The sequence below is a fragment of the Pseudomonas sp. Irchel 3E20 genome (assembly GCF_900187645.1).
GTDB lineage: Bacteria > Pseudomonadota > Gammaproteobacteria > Pseudomonadales > Pseudomonadaceae > Aquipseudomonas.
This window is the reverse complement of the sequence record NZ_FYEE01000001.1, coordinates 688,223-707,878: the sequence shown is the minus strand read 5'-3', so window position 1 is coordinate 707,878 and position 19,656 is coordinate 688,223. Positions and strand designations below refer to the sequence as shown.

General features: G+C 54.7%; 20 protein-coding genes. 8 read left to right on the top strand and 12 right to left on the bottom strand.

Going from position 1 to position 19,656, the window contains the following annotated elements; all coding sequences use genetic code 11:
• Positions 1–18 precede the first annotated feature (18 nt).
• From flgD to CKW13_RS03020, 5 genes are all read right to left on the bottom strand, one after another.
• The gene (gene flgD / locus CKW13_RS03040) at positions 19–732 is read right to left on the bottom strand and encodes a flagellar hook assembly protein FlgD (RefSeq protein ID WP_095106838.1); all 714 of its coding nucleotides are present in this window, start codon (positions 730–732) and stop codon (positions 19–21) included.
• A gap of 15 nt (positions 733–747) precedes the next feature.
• Complete coding sequence (gene flgC / locus CKW13_RS03035) at positions 748–1,191, bottom strand: flagellar basal body rod protein FlgC (protein WP_095106836.1); 444 nt, start codon at positions 1,189–1,191, stop codon at positions 748–750.
• A 2-nt stretch (positions 1,192–1,193) separates the two neighbouring features.
• Positions 1,194–1,601 carry a flagellar basal body rod protein FlgB gene (gene flgB, locus CKW13_RS03030; RefSeq protein ID WP_095107034.1) on the bottom strand — a complete coding sequence of 136 codons (408 nt, stop codon included), beginning with the start codon at positions 1,599–1,601 and terminating at the stop codon, positions 1,194–1,196.
• 312 nt (positions 1,602–1,913) lie between these two features.
• A complete protein-coding gene (gene cheR, locus CKW13_RS03025) occupies positions 1,914–2,741 on the bottom strand; it encodes a protein-glutamate O-methyltransferase CheR (protein ID WP_095106835.1) in 828 nt (275 codons plus the stop codon).
• A gap of 44 nt (positions 2,742–2,785) precedes the next feature.
• Positions 2,786–3,718 (bottom strand): chemotaxis protein CheV, encoded by a 933-nt coding sequence (locus CKW13_RS03020; protein WP_095106834.1) that lies wholly within the window; start codon positions 3,716–3,718, stop codon positions 2,786–2,788.
• A gap of 85 nt (positions 3,719–3,803) precedes the next feature.
• Here CKW13_RS03020 and flgA point away from each other — a divergent pair, with 85 nt between their 5' ends.
• From flgA to CKW13_RS03000, 4 genes are all read left to right on the top strand, one after another.
• Positions 3,804–4,565: a flagellar basal body P-ring formation chaperone FlgA gene (gene flgA / locus CKW13_RS03015; RefSeq protein ID WP_095106832.1), complete on the top strand. Its 762-nt coding sequence runs from the start codon at positions 3,804–3,806 to the stop codon at positions 4,563–4,565.
• A gap of 150 nt (positions 4,566–4,715) precedes the next feature.
• On the top strand, positions 4,716–5,039 hold the full coding sequence (flgM, locus tag CKW13_RS03010) for a flagellar biosynthesis anti-sigma factor FlgM (RefSeq protein WP_095106831.1): 324 nt from the start codon (positions 4,716–4,718) through the stop codon (positions 5,037–5,039).
• A 48-nt stretch (positions 5,040–5,087) separates the two neighbouring features.
• Positions 5,088–5,555: a flagella synthesis protein FlgN gene (locus CKW13_RS03005; RefSeq protein ID WP_095106830.1), complete on the top strand. Its 468-nt coding sequence runs from the start codon at positions 5,088–5,090 to the stop codon at positions 5,553–5,555.
• Between the two features lie 93 nt (positions 5,556–5,648).
• On the top strand, positions 5,649–6,395 hold the full coding sequence (locus tag CKW13_RS03000; protein ID WP_095106828.1) for a flagellar brake protein: 747 nt from the start codon (positions 5,649–5,651) through the stop codon (positions 6,393–6,395).
• Between the two features lie 54 nt (positions 6,396–6,449).
• Here the strand turns inward: CKW13_RS03000 and CKW13_RS02995 are convergent, their stop codons facing one another.
• The 4 genes from CKW13_RS02995 to CKW13_RS02980 all read right to left on the bottom strand — a co-directional run bounded on the left by CKW13_RS02995 (position 6,450) and on the right by CKW13_RS02980 (position 11,708).
• Positions 6,450–7,835 carry an MFS transporter gene (locus CKW13_RS02995; RefSeq protein WP_095106827.1) on the bottom strand — a complete coding sequence of 462 codons (1,386 nt, stop codon included), beginning with the start codon at positions 7,833–7,835 and terminating at the stop codon, positions 6,450–6,452.
• Positions 7,836–7,905: 70 nt separating this feature from the next.
• Positions 7,906–9,147, bottom strand: coding sequence for a glutamine synthetase family protein (locus CKW13_RS02990; protein WP_176465040.1), 1,242 nt, complete (start codon positions 9,145–9,147; stop codon positions 7,906–7,908).
• A 267-nt stretch (positions 9,148–9,414) separates the two neighbouring features.
• Positions 9,415–10,107: a sensor histidine kinase KdpD gene (locus CKW13_RS02985; protein WP_095106824.1), complete on the bottom strand. Its 693-nt coding sequence runs from the start codon at positions 10,105–10,107 to the stop codon at positions 9,415–9,417.
• Entirely contained in the window at positions 10,104–11,708 is a 1,605-nt protein-coding gene (locus CKW13_RS02980) for a response regulator (protein WP_095106823.1), read from the bottom strand. Before CKW13_RS02980 ends, CKW13_RS02985 begins: the two co-directional genes overlap by 4 nt.
• Before the next feature lie 508 nt (positions 11,709–12,216).
• Between CKW13_RS02980 and CKW13_RS02975 the strand changes: the two genes are divergently transcribed.
• Positions 12,217–13,428: a site-specific integrase gene (locus tag CKW13_RS02975; RefSeq protein WP_095106821.1), complete on the top strand. Its 1,212-nt coding sequence runs from the start codon at positions 12,217–12,219 to the stop codon at positions 13,426–13,428.
• Here CKW13_RS02975 and CKW13_RS02970 read toward each other — a convergent pair.
• Positions 13,425–14,066 carry a hypothetical protein gene (locus CKW13_RS02970; RefSeq protein ID WP_141233947.1) on the bottom strand — a complete coding sequence of 214 codons (642 nt, stop codon included), beginning with the start codon at positions 14,064–14,066 and terminating at the stop codon, positions 13,425–13,427. The two genes, CKW13_RS02975 and CKW13_RS02970, sit on opposite strands and share 4 nt — an antisense overlap.
• Before the next feature lie 33 nt (positions 14,067–14,099).
• Here CKW13_RS02970 and CKW13_RS02965 point away from each other — a divergent pair, with 33 nt between their 5' ends.
• Positions 14,100–14,342, top strand: coding sequence for a helix-turn-helix domain-containing protein (locus tag CKW13_RS02965; protein ID WP_256576491.1), 243 nt, complete (start codon positions 14,100–14,102; stop codon positions 14,340–14,342).
• Between the two features lie 242 nt (positions 14,343–14,584).
• Here the strand turns inward: CKW13_RS02965 and CKW13_RS02960 are convergent, their stop codons facing one another.
• On the bottom strand, positions 14,585–15,232 hold the full coding sequence (locus CKW13_RS02960; RefSeq protein ID WP_095106818.1) for a recombinase family protein: 648 nt from the start codon (positions 15,230–15,232) through the stop codon (positions 14,585–14,587).
• A 294-nt stretch (positions 15,233–15,526) separates the two neighbouring features.
• Between CKW13_RS02960 and CKW13_RS02955 the strand changes: the two genes are divergently transcribed.
• Both CKW13_RS02955 and CKW13_RS02950 read left to right on the top strand, forming a co-directional pair.
• Entirely contained in the window at positions 15,527–16,675 is a 1,149-nt protein-coding gene (locus CKW13_RS02955; RefSeq protein ID WP_176465029.1) for an SIR2 family protein, read from the top strand.
• On the top strand, positions 16,672–18,465 hold the full coding sequence (locus CKW13_RS02950) for an ATP-binding protein (RefSeq protein ID WP_095106815.1): 1,794 nt from the start codon (positions 16,672–16,674) through the stop codon (positions 18,463–18,465). The genes CKW13_RS02955 and CKW13_RS02950 overlap by 4 nt, the downstream gene beginning before the upstream one ends.
• Here CKW13_RS02950 and CKW13_RS24680 read toward each other — a convergent pair.
• On the bottom strand, positions 18,457–19,563 hold the full coding sequence (locus tag CKW13_RS24680; RefSeq protein ID WP_256576490.1) for a hypothetical protein: 1,107 nt from the start codon (positions 19,561–19,563) through the stop codon (positions 18,457–18,459). The two genes, CKW13_RS02950 and CKW13_RS24680, sit on opposite strands and share 9 nt — an antisense overlap.
• Positions 19,564–19,656 lie beyond the last annotated feature (93 nt).

Here is a 19,656-nt window from a genome sequence, read left to right as displayed (position 1 = left end):
GTGCCGCGTTATTCGGCTCTACAAACCAATCGTTTGGACTTTGGACAGGGCAACGGCGCCCAGGCCAGCGAGGTTAAGCATGATTTCGCCGCCGGTCTGGCTCAGCGTCACGCTGTTGACGGTCGCCGGCAGGGAGGTCAGCAGGGCAACGGTGCCATCGTCGGTCTTGGTGGTGGCTTTGAAGGAGTAGGTGCCCTTCTCGACTTTCTCACCGGCCGTGTTGGTACCGTCCCAGGTAAAGGTCGGGCTGCCAGCGACCTGGCTGCCCATGTCGATGGTCTTGACGACCTTGCCGTCCTTGTCGGTGACGGTGATGGTGGCGTTGCTGATCGGCTTGCTGACGACCAGAGAACCGGTGAGGCCTTTTTCCGGGTCGACCACCGAGGTGTCGGTCTGCACGATCACCGAGCGGCCCACCAGCGACGAGGCCTGCAAGGCCTGGGACGACTTGTAGCTGGTGGACAGCGACGACACCGAGTCATTGAGGGTGGTGATGCCTTCCAGGCTGCTGAACTGCGCCAACTGGGCAACGAACGCGCCGTTGTCCTGGGGCTCCAGCGGGTTCTGGTTTTTCAATTGGGTGACCAGCAACTGCAAGAACGCATCCTTGCCCATGACGGTGCCGTCGGCAGCCTTCTTGGTCGTGTTGGCGCCGTCGGTGCCGCCGGTCTTCTTGACGTTGTTGACGACGTCATTGAAGGCGTTGGCGCTGGTGGTGTCCTTAACGCTCATAGGAGTAGCCCCTTATCACTGACCCAGGGTCAGGACCTTCTGCATCATGGTTTTGGCGGTATTCATCATTTCGGCGTTGGTCTGGAAGGACCGACTGGCGGAAATCATGTCAGCCATTTCCTCGACCACGTTGACGTTGGGGTAATAGACATAGCCCTTGGCGTCAGCGGACGGATGGTTGGGTTCGTAGCGTGCATCCAGGTTGCTCTGGTCTTCGACTACGCCGAGCACCTGCACGCCCTGGCCGGCAGCGTCCTGGTTCTGGAACAGCGAATCGCTGCCGCCGCTCTGGCCGCCCTGGAACATGGTGGCGAACACCGGGTGACGGGCGCGATAGGTCTGGTCGATGCTCGAGGAGACCGTCTCGGCGTTGGCGATGTTACTGGCGACGGTGTTCAGGCGCGTGGTCTGGGCACTCATGCCGGAACCTGCGATGTTAAAAACACTGGACAGGGACATGGTTACTCTCCGCGCAGGGCTGCGATCAACCCTTTGAATTTGCCATTGAGCAGCGTGAAGCTGGCCTGGAAGTTGACCGAGTTCTCGGCATAGTTCGACTGCTCGAGCTGGGCGTCCACGGTGTTCTGGTCGATCGAGGGCTGCATCGGCGTGCGATACAGCAACGATTCGTCGCCATTGCCCAGGCCTTGCGCTTCGATATGACGGTTATTGGTCATATTCAAGGCGAAGGCGCCGCTCTTGGTCTTTTCGCTCTGCGCCGCCAGCACAGCCGAAAAGTCCAGATCCCGAGCCTTGTAGTTCGGGGTATCGGCGTTGGCGATGTTGTTGGCCAGGACTTCGGCACGCTTGGCGCGAAAGCCAAGAGCCTGTTCATGGATACCGAGCGCTTTGTCGAAGCTGATGCTCATGTCGGGAAACCTTTGGGTGACCGGTTTTTCGTAGCTGGAACTTAGCAAGCCGCGTGCCAACTGCATAACCCCCCGAAAACACGGGCTTTGCCGGCCCCGGCAAGGCACCGATGCCAGAAAAGCGGCAATGGGTTTCCGCTGGCCGCCGCTTTTCTGCCGCTTTGCGGGGGCGGCAGGTCAGCCACCGGCGCGATGGTAGCGACTCGCCCGCTATCGCGAGCAGGCTCGCTCCCACCGCAGGCCAGCCAACTACAGTGACGGCAAAAAAAACGGGAGCCGCTGAGGGCTCCCGTTTTTCGTTGTCGCCAGCAATCACTTGGCCTGGTAGATAATGCCCGGGCTGCACTGGACCATCTGGTAGTGGTCCGGCAAGCCGTTCAAGGCTTCCGACGCGCCGAGAAACAGGTAACCGCCCGGTTTCAGGGTGCTGTGGATACGCAGCAGGATGTCTTTCTTCACCTCGGCGGAGAAGTAGATCAGCACGTTGCGGCAGAACACGATATCGAACTTGCCCAGGCTGGCGTAGCTGTCCAAGAGGTTGAACGAGCGAAACTCCACCCGGCTCTTGATCGGTGCCTTAACCGCCCAGCGCCCCGGCCCCTTGGGGTCGAAATAACGCTGCAAGCGCTCGGGCGACAAACCGCGGCCGATGGCCAGGCTGTCGTATTCGCCGGTCTTGCAGTTGTTCAACATGGTGCTCGACAGGTCGGTGGCAACAATCTGCACCCCCATCTTCAACTGCCCCATGTTGACCCGCTCGAACTCGTCGATGGCCATGGACAGGGAGTAAGGTTCCTGCCCCGACGAACAGGCCGCCGACCAGATGCGCAGCCGCTGGCCGGGGTTGGCCTTGATCGCCTGGGGCAGCACCTTGTTCTTGAGCACCTCAAAGGGGTAGGTATCACGAAACCACAGGGTTTCGTTGGTGGTCATGGCGTCCACCACCAACTCGCGCAAACCACTGCGCGGCTGGGTCTGGATACGCTGGACCAACTCCCCCAGGGACTTGATGCCCTGCTGTTCCATCAGTTTGTTGAGACGGCTCGACACCAGATACTGCTTGTTCTCACCGAGCAAAATGCCACAGGCTTTTTCCAGGAAGACCCGGAACTGTTCGAAATCCAAATTACCCGTAGACAAAGATACCGCCTCTAAAATCGTGTTGTTCGCCGGGGCAGGCGCCCCTAGCTGTGATCTGCTGCTTTGATCCGGTCAACGACCCGGGCTGCCAGGTCATCAGGACGGAATTTGGCCAGGAAGTCATCGGCACCGACTTTCTTGACCATCGCCTGATTGAACACTCCGGACAGCGAAGTATGCAGGATGATATGCAGTTTTTGCATGCGTGGATCGTTGCGTATCTCGGCCGTGAGAGTGTAGCCGTCCATTTCCGGCATCTCGATGTCGGAGATCATCATCAAAAATTCTTCTTCGGGCTTCTTGCCCTCGTCCACCAGTTTGCGCAGGTATTCCAACGCCTGGCGACCGTCATTGAGCGCCACCACCTCAACCCCAACGGTTTGCAGACAACGCGAAACCTGTTTGCGCGCCACCGAGGAGTCATCCACCGTCAACACCCGCAGCGATATGGCCTTTTGCTGGGTTTCGGTGTCCACCACGCCAAAGGAAATCGACTCCGGCGTCGGCGCCACTTCAGCCAGCACCTTCTCTACGTCGATGATTTCCACCAACTGGTTATCGACCCGGGTAACGGCGGTCAGGTAGTGATCGCGCCCGGTGCCCTTGGGTGGCGGGTGGATCTCCTCCCAGTTCATGTTGACGATACGTTCCACCGAGCGCACCAGGAAACCCTGGGTCTTGGTGTTGTACTCCGTGATTATCACGAAGGGGTTGCTTTGGTCCTGCAAACCGCCCGACCCGGTGGCCATCGCCAGGTCCAGAATCGGAATGGTCGCACCGCGAATATTGGCGACACCGCACACGACAGGATGGGACTTAGGCAGCACCGTCAGTTTGGGGCATTGCAGCACCTCCCGAACCTTGAACACGTTGATCCCGTAAAGCTGCGTTCCGTCCAAGCGGAACAACAACAGCTCAAGGCGATTCTGCCCCACCAGTTGCGTGCGCTGGTTCACCGAATCCATTACACCAGCCATGCCCGACTCCCACTACACCCACACACTTGAAAAGATCCGACGCCCGTTCATTGCTAAACGGCACGGCGCTTGCTTTTTAACTCTTATGAACGCCAAAACGACATTTTCCCGACGCCTGACCTCAACCTACCGCAAAGGCCTGTGCGCCTGGTCGGCGCTGTGTTGCCTGGCCGTCGGCGGCCCGGCCCTGGCCGACTCGGTCACCTTGCCTGATCTGCTTATCGGCGTCACCCAAGGGTTTCTTGAATTCACCGTGGAAGACTACCTGGCCACCAGCCAGACCGAAGGACGCTACGAGATCCAGGTCAACCAGCTCGACCCGCGCCTGCGCCTGCCCCAGTGTGACAAGGAATTGACAGCGACCCTGGAGAGCCCCGCCGTGCCCCTGGGCCGTGTCACGGTGCGCGTGCGCTGTGATGGCGCTGCGCCCTGGACCGTGTTCGTACCCGCTCAAGTACGCCTGTTTCGCGAGATCGTGACCACCACCCGGCCGCTCAAGCGCACCGCCATCATCGGCCCCGAAGACGTCACCCTACGCGAGCGTGATATCAGCCTGATAACACAGAGTTACCTGACTTCCGTCGATCAGGCGATCGGGCAAAAACTTGTCCGACCAATGGTCAACGACCAAGTCATTACCCTGGTGCACATGGAGCAGGCCGAAGTGGTGCGCAAGGGCGACCAGGTGGTGATCTCGGCGCGCAGCGGCACCCTCAGCGTGCGGATGCCGGGGGAAGCCCTGTCCAATGGCGGCATGAGCGAACAGATCCGGGTCAAGAACCTCAACTCCCAACGGGTCATCAAGGCACGGGTGACCGCTCCGGGCCAGGTCGAGGTGGCCTTGTAGAGCACTGGCGCTTGCCTCGGTCGTTCCCTAGACTGTGCCAGTACGCCGCGTGGCCCTGGCGCGTTCGTCTACCGATAATTGAGCCTAAAGTTTTTCCGGGTATGGCCGAAAACATGGCAAGCGTCCAAATACCCAGAGGTTTTTTCCATCATGGTCATCGATTTCAGCCGATTAAACAGTTCCCCCTCATTGGCCACCGCCCGTAGCGGCGCCAACAAAGAAACCGGTGATGCCGGGCAGTCCGCGCCGGTCACTACCGCCGCCCAACAGCCCTCCGCCAGCAAAAGCGGGGAATCGGTACACCTGAGCAATGAGGCTCAACAGTTGCAGAAGGTCACCGACAAGCTGCGCGATCAGCCTGCCGTCGATAAGGCCCGCGTGGCCGAGTTGAAGCAAGCGATTGCCGATGGCAGCTATAAAGTCGACAGCAACCGTGTAGCCAGCAAGCTGCTCAATTTCGAAGCCCAGCGCTAGCCCAAGGCCTGCGCCAGGCTTTTGGACGCTTAGAACCCAAGGCCCGTCATGCACGACACCAACTTACTGCAACTGATTACCGACGACTTTGCTCCAGCTCAACAGTTGCTGGAGTTGCTGCAAACCGAGTCCCTGGCCCTCCACGGACGCGACATGCGGCTGCTCGAAGAAATCCTCGCGCAAAAACAGGCGTTAATCATTTTGCTGGAGCAGCATGGCCGCAAGCGCAGCGAAATCCTCGCCAGCCTCAACCTGCCCGCCAACCACAACGGTCTCGCGCAACTGGCCGAGCACTCAAGCATTGGCCCGCAATTGCTGGCGCAAAGCGAAGTTCTGAACCAAAAACTCGCCCAATGCCACGCCATCAACGAGCAGAACGGCCAGTCGATCCAACTGCAACAAGCCACCACCGCACACCAGTTGCGCATTCTCACAGGTGGCGAACCGCCTTCGCTCTACGATGCCCGCGGGTCAACCTCCAAGCTTGCGAAGCCACGCCCGCTCAGTCAGGCTTGAGCCCTTATGAGCGCGCCCTATGAAGCCGCGCCACATGCTGGCAAAATGCCGGATCTTGCGTGTAGTTGTATTTTGTCTGGAGATTGATGAACCGTGTCCAATGCCTTAAACGCGGAAGACGCTCCGCAGCCCCCCAAGGTGCTCACCACACCTCTGGAAATCGCCGCTAACCTGCGGTCGCTGCAAGAGAGCCACGATCCCCTGATTATTACGTTCCATGAACGCAGCCAGCGCTTTCAGAGCTATCTGGTGGAAGTCGACCGCGACAGCGGCATGATTGCCCTCGATGAAATGATCCCCCGCGACGGCGAGCGCTTCATGTTCGGCGGCGAGCCTTTTCGCGTCGAAGGCTTTCACGAAGGCGTGCGGATCGCTTGGGAAAGCAACGGCACCCCGACCCTCGATGAAACCAAGGATCACCGCTGCTACCGCACGGTCATGCCTACCGAAGTGGTCTACCACCAGCGGCGCAACGCCTTTCGCGCGGCCCTGAAACTGGCGCAACTGGTGGATATCGAGTTGGGCGGTGAGAAGCTCAAAGCCCCGGTCAAGGGCAAGCTGTTGGATATTTCCGCCACCGGCTGCAAGTTGCGCTTTGACGGCGACATCTCCGATCGCCTGCAACTGGGCGAGGTCTACGACCGTTTCGTCGCCGCCCTGCCCTTCGGCGCCATGACCGCGCCGGTGGAACTGCGCCACCTGCACCACGAAGAGCGCATCGACACCACGTTCGCCGGCGTGCGCTTTCACAACATGAGTGGCCTGGTACAGCGCCAGGTCGAGCGCTTCGTCTACCAGTTGCAACGCGAAGCGCGGCGCTTCGACAAAGACGACATGTAAATCCGCCAGCACACAAAAAACGGGCAGCTGCGCAAGGGCTGCCCGTTTTTTGTTTTAGGGCCTGGCACCGGTGAAGGTGTGGGGATGTTCGGGGTCTGCGTCGTCAGGCCCGCCGTTTTCGTCAGGCGCCGGTTGCGCATCCGCGTCAGGTTCCAGCTCCGGGTCGGGAGTGGCTGGACTCTGCTGCATCTGGTCTTGCACCACTTGCTCGTCCACCCGTGGGTCGAGGGCCGCCACCAGGGGCGAACTGGACATGCTGTCCGGCATCGCCACGTGGTGCAGCGGTGCATCGTCCACCTGATGCAGGTTGGTCACAGCCTTGGGCCGGATGCGCCAGACCAGGACCAGGGCAAAAAAACTGAAGAAGGCATAGAGCATCTGGCTGCCGAAGAACTTCATCAGCACCCCGGCCACCAGCGGCCCAATGCTGGCACCCACGCCGTAGGTCACCAGCAGCATTGCCGTTAGCGACACCCGACGATCGCTCTCCACATGGTCGTTGGAAAACGCCACCGCCAGCGGATACAGGCAGAACTGCACCAGCGAACAGAGGAACCCGGCAACAAACAACACCTCCAGCGGCACCGACGGCAGGATCGCCAAGGGCAGCGCCGCCACGGCGAGAAACCCGGCGAAGCAGCGGATCAGCAGCGCACGGTCATAGCGGTCCGATAACCAGCCCAACGGCCACTGCACCACCAGGCCTGCGAAGATGCAGCTACCCATGAACAGACCCACTTGCTCGGTCGAGAGCCCCTGCTGCGCGGCATACAGCGGCGCAAGGCCGTAGAACGAACCGACTATCAGGCCCGCCCCCAGCACCGTGCTCAACGACTGCGGCACGCGCTTGATAAAGAACCGCGGCTCCATCGGTGCCGGATGCAAGGGCGCGGGGTGAATGCGCCGGGTCATGGCCACCGGCACCAGGCACAGGGCGAAGCACAGCGCCACCAGCATCAGCAGTTCCAGGCCCAGTTGCGGGTGCATGACCAGAATCAGTTGCCCCAGCACCAAGCCCAGGTACGAGGCGATCATGTAGCCGCTGAACACCAGCCCTCGCTGCTTGGCTTCGGCCTGCTCGTTGAGCCAGCTCTCGATGACCATGTACTGGCACATCATGCCCAGGCCCACGATCACCCGCAGCACCAGCCATGCGGGTAGCCAGTCCACCAAGCCATGGCCCAGCACCGCGGCGCCGACAATGCCGGCGCAGGTGGCGTAGGCGCGAATATGCCCGACACGGGCGATCAGGCGATGGCCGATCTTGCCGCCCAGGACAAGACCGAAGTAGTTGGCGGCCATCAGCGCACCGATCCACAGACCATCGACGTGGTCCGCGGCCAGGCGCAAGGCCAGGTAAGTACTCAATAGGCCTGAGCCGATAAGCATCATCAGCGAGGCGAAATACAGCGCTCGAAAGGATTTCCAGATTTGGCGCATCGGCGTTCCGAGCGGCTCCTTGAAGTGAGGATCGGGCTATCGCTAACGATAGCCCGAAGGCGAGGGTCGGTTATGCCTGGGCCGCTAGAACACGACGCTCCCAGGGAGTTATTTCATCGAAGAAACTGGTCAACTCCATGGTTTTCGAGGCGATGTAGCCTTCGATGAACTCCTTGCCAAACAGTTCCTTCGCCAATGAACTGCGTTTGAGACGCTCAAGGGCGGCATGCAAGGTACAAGGCAGGGCCAAATGGTCCGGCACCTGGAACTCACCCTGGATCGCCGCGCTAGGCTCCAACTCATGCTCGATGCCGTGCAAGCCGGCGGCCAGGCTGGCGGCAATCGCCAGGTAGGGGTTGGCATCGGCCCCCGGCAAACGGTTTTCGACCCGCCGCGCCACCGGCGAACTGGCTGGAATGCGCAGCCCAGCGGCGCGGTTGTCGTGGGACCAGCACGCATTGTTTGGCGACGCATAGGGGTGGCACAAACGTTGGTAGGAGTTCACGTTCGGTGCGAACAGTGCGGTGAAATCCGCCATCCCCGCTTGCTGCCCGCCGATGAAATGACGGAACGTCGCGGTCGGCTCCCCCGCCGAATCGCTGAACACATTACGCCCGCTGCCCAGCTCCACCACGCTTTGGTGAATGTGCATCGAACTGCCCGGCGTGTGCGCCAGTGGCTTGGCCATGCACACCACGGTCAAGCCATGCTTGAGCGCCACTTCCTTGAGCAGGTGTTTGAAAAGGAAGGTCTGGTCGGCCAGCAACAGCGGGTCGCCGTGCAGCAGGTTGATCTCGAACTGGCTAACGCCCATTTCGTGCATGAAGGTGTCGCGGGGCAAACCCAGCGCGGCCATGCACTGATAGACCTCGGCAAAAAACGGCCGCAAGCCGTTGTTGGAGCTGACGCTGAACGCCGAGTGGCCGTCCTCGCGGCGCCCGTCCAGGCCCAAGGGCGGCTGGAAGGGTTGAGTCGGGTCGGTGTTGGGGGCGAAGACGAAGAACTCCAACTCGGTCGCCACCACCGGTGCCAAGCCACGCTCGGCGTAGCGGGCGATCACGGCCTTGAGCTGGCCGCGGGTGGAAAGCCGTGAGCTTTCGCCCGTCAGCTCATCGGCATCGCAAATGGCCAGGGCCCGCGGCTGGTCGCTCCAGGGCAAGCGGTGGATCTGCCCGGGGTCGGGGCACAACGCCAGGTCGCCGTCGTCGCTGCCATAAAATCGGGCCGGCGGATAACCGCCCATGATGCATTGCAGCAGCACCCCCCGCGCCATCTGCAACCGCCGCCCTTCCAGGAAACCCTCGGCAGTCATCACCTTGCCGCGAGGCACACCATTGAGGTCCGGCGTAACACATTCAATCTCATCAATGCCCGTCAATCGCTGTGCGAGTGAACTGTGGCCATCGGTCGTCATGACTCAATCCTTGTTGTTGTGCAAGCCGCGAACGGCGACCCGTACAAAATACGCATCACCTGTTCAGGATTTCAAGCACAGCGTCGCAAAACCCGGGGGCCGCGCCGCGAATAGATCATCACACCAAGGCTGAAACGATAATTCCCGCCGTCCGCAGGCCCGAAACTACGGCAGATAGAGGCTGAACAATGCGCCGCCCAACGGCCCGCCATTGCTGATTGCGATACGCCCGTACACGCCGTTGCGCTGGTGCAGGCCGGCGATACGCGCGGCGAAATACAGGCCCAGGCCGGTGCTGCCGGTGACCTGGTTGATGCCCTGAAGGTAATCGGCCTGGTGCTCGATCATCTGCGCCGGGTAGCCGCCGCCGTCATCATTGATGGTCAACAGCAACTGCCCCGCCTCCTCGCGCACGCTAATCAGCAAGGCCCGGCGCGCGTAACGCAGCACATTGTTGATGATGTTGGAGACCACCGAACCGATCAGGCTGCGGTCGAAAAACCCCAACCCGCACAACTCATCGACCTCATAGCGAGCCTCGATGCCGCGTTGCTCGAACACCTCTTGATGGCAGGCCAATTGCGCTTCGAGGAAGTCGTCGAGCTCGTGGTAGCCGGGCTGCAAGGGCAACTGGTTGACCTGCAGTTTGTACAGGCCCAGCAACTGCACGAGCATGCCATTGAGGTGGGCGAACTCATACGCCATCACCGACTGCTCGGCCGTGTGCCGCTGCGCCTCGGGCAAGCGCTCCAGCCACTGGCTATGGGCCTGCATCAGCATGGCCAGGGAGTTCTTCATGTCATGGACGGTGGACGCAATCACCGTGGAAAAGTCCAGGCCCGGTTCGCTCTCGTTCATTGGTCAAACGCCTTGCTGCGCAGTTTTTGATAACGCGGATAACGCGCGTCGCTCTCGGGGATCATGCCGACCATTTTCAAGCAGGCGCGGCATTCGTCGAACAGCGGCGCGTCCGCCTTGGGGTCGGTGCCGTGGAGCAGGGACTGCGCCATGTTCAGCGCAATACTGATGTTCTTCGGTTGCAGCAACAGCGCGCCGCGGAACAGCTCCCGCGCTTCGGTCAAGCCACCTGCCTTGTAGGCACGCACGCCTTGGCGGTTGAGGTCCGCCGCAGCGTTGCCGGCGTTGAGGATGGCCGGGTCGTCGGTCAGCTTGGCGATGCCTTGCATCACCACCGGGTCGTCACCGTAAATCTCGGCGCAGTTCTTGAGCATCGAGGCGCCGGCCTCGGCCTGGCCCAATTGCTGCAACTGCTTGGCCACCAGCAACGCCGCCTCGGCGCTCATGAATTGCTCCATGCCGTCTAGGCGCGCCATGGCTTGCTCGGTGAGTTTTTCGGCGGTTTCCGCGTCGTTGATAAGCAGGCTGGTAGCCTTCATCAGCCGCGCCCGCACTTGCAGGCTTTGGTCGCCGGGGTTCTCCTTGGCCACCAGGCCCAGGGCATTGTTGATCTCCAGGCGCGTGCGGGTGTCCAGGCCCCGCTCGCTGCCCTTGCTAATCAAGGCTTGGGCCAGGCCAAGGTTACTTTCCGGGTCTTTGAAGCGCGACTGCTGCCCCTGGGCCACCGCATTGCGATAGGCCCGGGACGAGGTTTCAAAATCCTCGTTGGCCAAGGCCAATTTGCCCAACTGCGATTGCCGGCGCACCGCCAGCGGCGACAGGCGTACCGCCTCTTCCAGCACGCTTTGCGCACGTTTGGCATCGCCCTGAGCCACCAACACGTCCGCCAACCCGTCATACAAGGCCGGCATCATCGGGAACGCCTTGAGCGCCGTTTCGTACAAGCCTTGGGCGTGCTTGACCTGGCCGCGCTTGAACAGCAACCGGCCCAACATCGCGTAGGCCCATGGCAGCGGGCGGTCCGCCAGAATCGCATTGAGGAACTTCTCCAGCGCCTCATGCTGGTTCAGGTCGCGAAGGGCATCGGCGCGATACTTGAGGCATAACGGCGTGAAACGCGGGTCTTGCTTGCACAACGCCGCACAGGCCGCCAACACCTCGGTGGGCTTGCCGCGATCCAGGGCCTGCATGATGGGCTTGAGTAAATTCTTGCGCTGCACCAACCGATCCAACCGCTGGGCCAGGCCTAAGCGGTTGAAGGGCTTGGTCAGATAGGCATCGGGCTCGTGCTCCAGGGCACTGAGCACCATCGCCTGGCTCGTCTCGGCGGTGACCATGACGAACACGCTCTCATGGCTAATCAACTTGTCGACCATCAGGTCTTCAAGCACCTGCTGGCCATTTTTCTTACCGTCGCCCAGGTGATAGTCCTGCAGGATAAAGTCGTAGCGCTTCTGCGCGCACATGCGCAGCGCCTGCTCTCCAGTGTCGGCGGTGTCGATATCCTTGACCCCCAGCTCACGCAGCATGGACCTGACGGAACTGCGAAAGTCAGAAAAATCATCGACGATCAAAAAGTTTTTCTGGTGATACGCCAACATCGAAGATTCCAGCCCAGTAAGAAGATGAACCCAAAAGCAAATGCAAGGACGAGCTCAGCTTCGCTGCACCTTTCGGCGCGCAGATAATAGCTAGCGGCAATAGGCTATCAAGCGACTTTACACAGCCTTACCCACGACGTTACCAACCGCACTCACCGCGCAGGCCCGCAAGGCCGCCTAGCACTAAAACCGCCAGGCAACACTGATGCTTGACGGGTTATCGGCCACTTTGGCCTTTCCCTTATAGAAAGCGGCGATTTAGTTACGACCTGGCAAAACCGACAGACAACAAAAAGCCCCGCCAGCAGGTTTCTGGACGGGGCCTTGGAGTGTCTGATGTGGTGTCCCAGGGCCGGTTCGAACGGCCAACCTTCCCCTTAGGAGGGCCAATTTTAGGCCAATAGACAAAGGGAGAAACCAGTGATTACTGGACTTACAGTCCGATTGCGTCCGATAAAACAGCTCCGTATAGTGTTTTTTGCACCCACAATGCACCCACGGAGATCAGGTGAAAGAAAAGCTAACCGGCAAACTACTGTCATCCTTGGAAGTCACCGGCAAGGAGTACGAAGTCCACGATACCATCGTGATAGGCCTATACGTACGTGTAACGGCGGCCGGGGCCAAGTCGTATATCGTCAGGTGGGGACGCGCGCGCAAAAAAGCGTTGGGACGAGTCGGTATCCTTACACTCGACCAAGCCCGCCAAGAAGCGACTCAGTACTTATATGAAGCGCGCAAACACGGTGAGCCTCTGGCAGTCACCCACGGCCGGAAAGGTACTGCCCTCCCCTCGCTACGTGAGTTCATCGACGACACCTATATGCCGTGGTTCAAAACTCACCACAAGGGCCACGAAAAAACGTTGCACACCTTGGATAACAATTTCGATCCGATCATGGCTCAGCGGATCGACGCAATCACCGGTCGCGATCTCGACCAGATTCGCACTACCTGGATGCAGATCGGCAACAAGCCCTCGACCGTCAACCGCAAGATGGGCTCAATCAGCGGCGTGTTTAGCCGGGCAGTAGAATGGGAATACATCACAGCCCACCCAATGGCAAAAGTAAAGCAACTCAAGGTCGATTCCATGGGGTTGGTGCGCTACTTGGATGAAGACGAGAACAAGCGCCTACGCGCAGCTCTGGATGCACGACAAGACGAAATGCGTGCCGAACGAGAAAGCGCGAACAATTGGCGCGTAGATCGGGGTCAAGTACAGAAGCAAAGCCTGCTGGGTCTACCCTTCACTGATCACATTAAACCTATGGTGCTCGTCTCGCTGAATTCTGGCATGAGGCGTGGAGAGCTGTTCGACCTCAAATGGTCATCGGTAAACTTCATTACCAAGACCATCACCGTCGCTGGTGACACAACAAAGACCAGCGAAACCCGACACATTCCTATGAATAAGGAAGTCGTAGCCGTACTTGAAGAATGGAAAAAGCAATCAGGGACGGCCCTCTATGTGTTTCCAAATCAACAAGGAGGCCGCTTTGAAGACGTAAAAAGCGCCTGGCTCAAACTACTCGAAAGGGCCAAGGTGATCGGCTTCCGCTGGCACGATATGCGTCACGACTTCGCATCCCGACTAGTGATGGCCGGAGTACCGCTCAACACGGTACGAGATCTATTGGGGCATGGAGACATCAAAATGACCCTGCGTTATGCGCATCTGGCCCCCGGGACTAAAGCGGCGGCCGTAGAGCTCATCTAGCTCTTTGGCTTTGCCTCTTTCATCCGCAGGTACTCTACGTACGAGGGGGACACCGATTTGTTTTTCAATCGGAATTCTGCAAATTCTTCGAGCAATGACATTTGACGGTTGATTTCATCAAGGTCAATTTTAAAGGCCCTAATGTCGTGAGGGTGCTCCATAACTGGATTTTTGAAAATACGCTCGGATTCAAGAAATATATCCGTGTCGCCGGAGAAGACATCGGGTGACCACAAAATTGCCTCTAAAAGAATGCAGTCCTTTCGACTCAGCGCTTCGTCTGCCAAAAAATACGTCCTAAGCTTTTTGAGAATTGGCTCTTCAGGTATATGAGCCAATTGCAACGCCTTCTGCAACGTCCATTCCCCATCCGAATAGAGATTGACGTCAATTGTTGCGTCGATCCCTTCGACCACACATTTCTCTGCTGCCTCAGCTATCAGTTCTTCAAGCACACGCGTAGACGTTTTCCCCATCACATTTGCCAACCCTTCAAGACAGGCCTTGGAGGTTGCGCTAACTCGCAGGTGAATCGTTTCTACTTTTTTCCGTACGACCATAGCTGGATTCCAGACGCCTGTGGATTTCAGCGAGCATGCCACATCACCGCCAGACACACAACGAATACGTGTTGACACAGATGTGGCACCACACTTATTGTGGCGCCACAGATGCAGCAATCGTTGCGTCATGAAGCAGCAGAGGCCACCCTTATGAACCAAACCAACTCCTTAGCACCTATCTCGGTTGGGGTAGAAGATGCCGCACGCTTGATTGGCGTTGCCAGATCCATGTTCTATGAAATGATTAACAAGGGGGACATTCAGACATTCAAATTGGGCAGGCGCAGGCTGGTACGAGTGAAAACCCTAGAAGCATTCGTCAAGCGACAAGCTCAGGAAAATAGTCGGTGAGCCTTCGCATAGTAGATCTCGCTGGAAATGTACTTGGCATACTGGTGCTGCCAGGAACGGTCCTTTTAGCGGATTTGGAAGCCCTTCGCCGCCTCGGAGTTCACAGAGTTGAGTTGGTAACCATTAAGATTACTGAAGGCTCGTCTGATTAGAGGCAGGATCATGGCGGAGACGTGAAAGGCGATTCTAATCTCAGAATCGCCTTTGACATGAATAACAGGGAGATGAGCAGGCTAATAAGGTTACGCACCAAGCTCTTTTTTGATTCTGTAAACAGTGGCTTCGCCGACACTCGCAGCTTGGGCAATCTCTTTAATCGTCATGTTCGAGGCAGTTTGACCTTTGAGAAGCTTTTCTACCCGTTGCCATTTCTCGGTGTTCTTCCGTTTCCCTAAAGCCTTCCAGGATGGATCAGCCGCCCTCTTGTTGGCGATGCCCTGCCTGATCCTCTCGACACGCTTTTCTTGATCAAGGCGGGCCATCGTCGCCATCAGATCAATGAGCATGTTATTGATCACGTGCATTACAGAACCCGCAATATCACTGCGACCGCTAGAGTGGTTGTCCAGATGTTCCCAACTAGTAGGTAAGTCAGCCACCACTAGCCTCAAACCTTTTGAATTGATCGTTCCTTTGAGGGTTTCCCAATCCGTTTGGCTGAGCCGGGAAAGGCGATCCACCGACTCAACACACAAGACTTGTCCAGACTCCGCACTGGTCAACAGCCTGTGGAGTTCAGGCCGCTGCAATTTGGTGCCGGAGAAATTGTCGGCATAGATCCCTGCCACCTCATAGTTTCGGCTGGCTGCAAAAGCCAGCAAAGACGCGCGGGCCCGGTTCGCATCCTGATCTTGTGTTGACGCTCGGAGATAGAGGTGTGCAGAGACCATGGAAGAAAGCCCTCATTAAGACATGAAAACGTATAGTGCAATGATAATCTATCATTTAGAGATGCGCCAGCATCTATATGAGAGTCCTCCTTTCTTCTTCTATCATTCTCGTAGCGGTAGACACAAACGATAGGATGCCTAACCACTCCCTTCACAGCGCCGATGTAGACAGGATGATGGCAAATGAGTAGCGTCGCAAGTTCATCGGTTTTGCAAATTTAGGACACCCGTGTAGGCCCCCCCCACGCACGGACGCGCTGGAAAACAAGCTCCGGATATCTGCAAGGAGGCATCATGCCAAATAAAATCAGCATCAACGAAATCTACGACAAGCCCTTAAACTTTTTAATCGGAGCAGGCGCTTCTTATGGGCTGTTCCCAACTTTGGCTCTTGATATCAAAAATGTGTGGGATGAAAGCCAGACCATTGAAACTTTGGCGACCCACTTCCAGCACGAGAATAACCAGTCACTCTACACATTGCTTTTCATGCACTACTATAAAGAATGCATCGAACCCGTAATGCAGTTTAGCCTAGACCAGATCAAGAAAGACAAAGAAAAGTCAAACGTTACTAACAACTACAAAAACTTCTTAGACACGATACTAGCCATCTTGCAAAGTAGAAAAGATTATGAAAAAACCTGCAATCTATTCACAACAAACTATGATGGTTGTTTCGTTCATGTAGCAGATGACATGCTTAGAAAAGGAACTACTGACTTCATCATAAACGATGGGACGCGAGGGTTCAACAAACGCTATCTACAAGCCAAAAATTTCAATAGCGTAGTTTCGCAAACTGGCATTTTCGAACGTCACCGCACCACGATACCACAAATAAACCTAATTCATTTACATGGATCTGCGTATTGGTATAAAGATGAAGGCAGTATAACTGTCGACTACTCCAACAATAGAGCGGACCATCTGATTGATGATATACCACTCGAAAAACTTTTCGAATTTTCAAGTCTATTGAAAGACAAAGACGGTTTAGTAGAGAATATCCCCAATTTTGAAATAAGTCAGCAAGAGCAAGATTGCTTTTGGAAAAAGTATTCGACACTGCCTATCGTTAATCCAACCAAATGGAAGTTTCACGAGACCGTGTTCGAAGAGCATTATTATCAGATGCTACGACTGCTCAGTTACGAGCTTGAGAAGCCAAACGCGGTCTTCATAACGTTTGGATTTTCATTCGCAGATGAACACATCCTAAATCTAGTAAAACGATCTTTGTCGAATCCAACACTGCAAGTGTTCATATGCTGTTTCCACCAACATGAACACGACTCTATGAAGCGGCTATTCGATATATATAAAAATGTGGAGCTTATTTCCACGGACGAATATCTCAACTTTAGAAATTTCAATGATAATGTTTTTACGCTCACCGAGCAGTTTGGCACTCACGACGTGTCTTCCGGAGACAGCCAATGAGCATTAAGATAGGAGAAGTGATAGGAGTACACGGAATAAAGGTTACGCTCAAGGTATTCGAAGAATCAAATAGAGAAACTCTATTTTATGAAGGCGCTAAATATAAAGGAGTTTCAATCCGAGAGTATATTTCAATCAGAAGGGGTTTCAGAGACATCATCTGCATAATCGAAGGCGAGTACCTAGACGAGAATAGATATGAGCAACATTCTGAAAAAATGCAGTACATCAGAAAAGTCGAAGCCAAACCAATAGGATACTTTGAACACGACAAATTTAATGAGGGTATTAAATTTCTTCCGATGATCAAAGATCCAGCATTTTTAATGCAAGAATCAAGGATCTCGAAGATTTATACGCGAAACCAAAAAGAAGGTTTTGTTATTGGAAAAATGCTGAAAGAAGAGCTGCCCATATCGTTACCTTGGGAAAAACTATTCAACAGTCACATTGGTATATTCGGAAACACGGGTAGCGGGAAGTCAAATACACTGGCAAAACTGTACACAGTTCTATTTGAACAGAAGGCAGATGCCATAGGTCATAAAAGCAAGTTTGCTATCCTAGACTTCAATGGTGAATATACAACAGGCCAATTTATTGAAGGTAGTAGGAAATCGATACTAAAGCTAGACACATCGATAGCAGATGGAGATAAATTCCCGTTAGCTCCGGAAGAATTCTGGAACTCTGACACATTATGTATTCTTTTCCAAGCTACCGCGAATACCCAACGACCTTTCCTAAACCGGTTGATAAACGGAAGAGCAAAATTTATTGATGCACCTAATAGTTTACTGAACTACATCCGAGGAACTTTTCTGGCGGTATTTAGCGCTACTGCACCAAAGCCAGAGGCGCTCGATCTTTTAAGGCGAGTTGTAGAGAGCGTAGGGGCTGTGGGCCTCAGCACAATGCTCCGAGAAATTTCCTGGCATGGTGCTGCTAATAAATTCCACCGTTCTAGAGATAATTTGTTTTTCCAAGCAGACGGCATTGCTTTCCAAAACACTTTTGCCCGAGCCGTGGCGCAACTCACAATTGACGATACGAATCAATTTGATGAACTAATAACTCGGGCAGATCTTCAGTTAATCCACGACCTGCTGCACGGGCACGTACAATTTGAGCATATTCAACCACTTTTAAAAAGGATAGATTCTTCCCTATCGGGACTGAAAAAAGTTATCGTTATTGGGGAAGAGGAAGATAAAACCAAGCTTCTAACAGTAATATCCTTACGAAAATGCAATCAGGATATCAAAAAAGTTTTACCTTTGCTGATAGCTAAGCATTTCTATCATCAGCACAAGAACACTGTTAAAAACCCACCCGACAAGACGATGCATCTGATAATCGATGAAGCCCATAACATTCTATCTCAGCAGTCATCAAGAGAGCACGAAAGCTGGAAAGATTACCGACTTGAGCTTTTTGAAGAAATCATCAAAGAAGGCCGAAAATTTGGCATGTTCATCACACTTTCGAGTCAGCGCCCGGCCGATATTTCCCCAACTATAGTATCGCAGCTCCACAATTTCTTTATTCACCGATTAGTTAATGAGCGCGATCTATATCTGCTGGACAACACTATCAGTACTCTTGACAATCTCTCTAGGAGCTTGATTCCTAATCTATCTAAAGGCTGCTGTATCATCACAGGAACGTCTTTTGATTTACCTATGACATTACAAATTGAAAAACTGAATTCTGCTAGACAGCCCGACAGTGAAGATGTAAATCTTGAAAAGCTCTGGGCTAATGAAGAGAATTTTGATGACCTAGTCTAAAGACTGCGTGTACATCATTTTATATTGCCATGGCGACGCTGTTACTCGCCATGCTTTTTCTGGAAAATGCAAATTTGACATAATTTTTTTGCGAAGTTTCCGGATATTTATATCACGGCCCTGAAGCCCCATAAAAGCAGCTTCGTAGACAAGATCTTTAAATTGTGACCAGTTGCTTTCATTTTTCAACATGACTTGACCATATTTAATTTTGATAAGAGGCTCATACTTTACGTAAAACTCTCTGTTGAATGTATCACTGGCCTCAATGCGCTCTAGCGCCATATAGGCCATGACCATAAGCCCTCTTAGCTTCTTGAGCATTGCACTACGCTCTATATCAATCTCAATAAAACGAGTCAGACTATCCATATAAGCTAAAAATTTAGACTCATCACGCTTAGCTGGCTTATACAACTGCCTGCGGGTCGCACCCTTATAACGATCACTTAATTCACTGAAACTTAAATCCAAGAGCTCATCCATGGTGAACTGGTTATCAAACTCCATAATTTTTCTAGCAATTTGAACTCTCTTAGATTTTCTGACCGAGCAGCTTTTTATGTAATGAGTTAGTACAGCTCCTAAGAATTCCTTGATTAAACTCAATACCTCTTTATTAGGGGTATCTCTACTCACAGTCCAAGCCGGATCAAGATCTTCAACACCGATGTAAAGACCGCCTCCCGCGTGGCTATTCCTGAATATATTATTCTGATAGTCTCCTCCATAATAAAGATTCCTATAATGGAGCAATCCAATAAATTGATTGCCCTTAACTGGTGCTACATGGCACAAATGCACATGTCCAGCAGGTCTATTCCTAATCAACTCCATTGTTCTGGCGAAAGACTCAGGTGTATGGTCGCTCAAAACTTGGACTGTACCCGAGTATTTACATTGAGCGACGACGTAGCGCATCTCGTCATTCAGCAGGAGGTTATGTTCTCTATTCTGCATACGAATCGATAGATGTTGAGCACGTTTTTTTATGCGGTGCTGCCTTTTACGACAAGTGGGGGTGCAATACACCTGATTTCGAGCTTGCTTGGATTCATTAAACACTTGTTTATTACAAGCAGGACATATTATTGCCATGATTACTCTCCTTATTGAGTAGTAATCATTTACAGTTTTTAAGACGTCACCCATATACTGACTAGTAAAACTTGATCATCGAACCAATAGCCA